Below are 2,036 nucleotides of genomic sequence, written 5' to 3' on the forward strand. Positions count from 1 at the left end.
GGTGCGCCGGCCGCCGGTCAGGACGCGGCCGCCATGAGGAAGGCCAGCAGGGAGGCGCGGGTGCTGCCGTCGTCGATGCGGTCGTCGGGCAGGTCACGGGCCACGGTGAGCGCGGCGGCGGCATCCTCGGGGCCCGCGAGCGCGGCGTACATCAGCAGCTGGTCGCCGAACAGCACGTCCCACGACGCGGCGTCCGCGCGCGGCCCGGCGAGCGCCTCGTCCAGGTTCGACCGGATCCTGTCCGGGGAGCCGGCGAGATAGCCCGCCGCCACGGGCTGCGCGGGCAGCACCAGGATGCCGAGCATCGCGCTGGGCTCGGCGCTGAACCACGTGGCCCAGTCCCGTTTCCCGCCCCACACCAGGGACGTCACGCCGTGCCCGAAGCCCGCCACGGCCGGGTCCGTGCGGTCGAAGTCGGTCCAGTAGGCACGCGCCGAGGCCGCCTCGGCGGAGAGCAGCCACGTGGCCTGCGCCGCCAGCTCGTCGTCCCCGGCCGCCCGGGCCCACAGGGCGAGGCCGTTCCACGCGGACACCGCCTCCGACGCCGACTCCTGGTTGTTCCCGTCCGCGAACGGCGCGTAGCCCGACGCCCACGAGTGCCCGGCGTACGCGTCGAACACCCGCAGCGCGGGCATCCCGTCCACCGGCCCGCCCGCCGCGACGTCCGCGGCGAGCAGGTCCATGACGGGCGCGAGGTCGGCCGCGAGGCCCGGGTCGTCCGCGGCGGCCACTCCGGCCGCGTACAGGAAGTAGCCGTAGTGGAAGTGGTGGTCGTTGGCCTCCTCGGACCCGAAGGCCGGCGTCCTTCCCACGACGGTGCGCAGCACGGGATCGAAGACGAAGCAGCGCTCCCCCCTGTCGGCGCACCCCGACGGCTGGGCCCACGTGCGCAGCCGCTCCGCCAGGTCGGCGCGCAGGTCCGCCGCGACGGCGTCGAGCCCGAGCCTGTCGGCCAGGGAGAGCAGGTTCGCGTCCCGCGCCAACGCCTTGCCCCCGTAGTACGTGTCCGCGGGGTCCGGCAGGCGCCCGGCGGCCCGTGCGGCCGCGTCGGCGCGCACCTGGTCGGCCAGCTCGGACCGCTCGGCGCCGGTCAGGCCGGACAGGTCGAGCTCCCCCGCCGGGCTGACCGCGGGGCTGGTCCACGCGAGCGTCGACGCGGTGCACACGTCGACCGTCCCGTGCACGGTCGCGTAGGTGCCGAGACCGCAGTCCGCCCCCGAGGAGTGCTCCTGGTGCGGCATGCGCACGACGGGCGTCGGCCCGCCGTCGGCCGTGGCGTACGTGATCGCGGTGGTCACGGCGTCGCTCCCGCCCTCATCGTCGGTGCCGGCGCCGGTGCCGAACGCGAGAGAAGTGCCGCTGACGGGGTCCGCGGCCGCGGCGGCGAGGGTCTCGACGTCCGCCGCCGACGCGTCGTCGGGCACGGGGAACCAGGCCGCCGACTCGCCGCGGGCGAGGGTGAGGACGCGGCCGTCGCCGGAGAGCCCTGCGCCCGGGTCGCCGGTCCCGCCGGGGCCGACGAGGACGTGCTCACGACCCTGCACCTCGGTGGCGGCGAGGCCGTCGTGCACCTCGAAGGCGGCCGTCATCGCGACGTCCTGGTCGGCCGCCGCGGTGTAGCGCACCACCGGTGAGCCCTCGACGATCCGCAGGTGCCCGAGGGCGGCGCCCGCGTCGTCGCGCAGCTCGACCGTCACCGAGGCGACGTCGTACGCCGACACCACGGACGAGGCGGCCCCGACCTGCACGCCTACCTGCGGCGTGTACGGGCCGACGATCGACGTCGCGGTCACCTCGACCTCCGGCAGCCCGTAGGCGAACCCGCCGGCGGTCAGCGCGACCGCGAGCGGCACGGGGAACACCGGCTGGGGCGCGTCACCCAGGGCGAGGCTGGAGAACCAGCGGTTCGTGGGGGGCGCGAGCCCGTCCGCGAGCCGCATGACCGGCGTCGCCGCGACCTGCTCCTGCGGGAGCGTCGACACATCGACGTCGGGAGCGACGAGGTGGCGCGGCGCCTCCGGCACGGACGGTGGCGC

1 protein-coding gene is annotated in these 2,036 nt (G+C 76.6%); it reads right to left on the bottom strand.

What is annotated here, in order from left to right; genetic code table 11:
- Positions 1–17 precede the first annotated feature (17 nt).
- Positions 18–2,036: glycosyl hydrolase (locus ACFT55_RS20030; protein WP_380245610.1), on the bottom strand; the 2,019-nt coding region annotated here is incomplete at its 5' end.

It is taken from the genome of Isoptericola sp. NPDC057191, assembly GCF_042670225.1.
Classification (GTDB): Bacteria; Actinomycetota; Actinomycetes; order Actinomycetales; family Cellulomonadaceae; genus Isoptericola.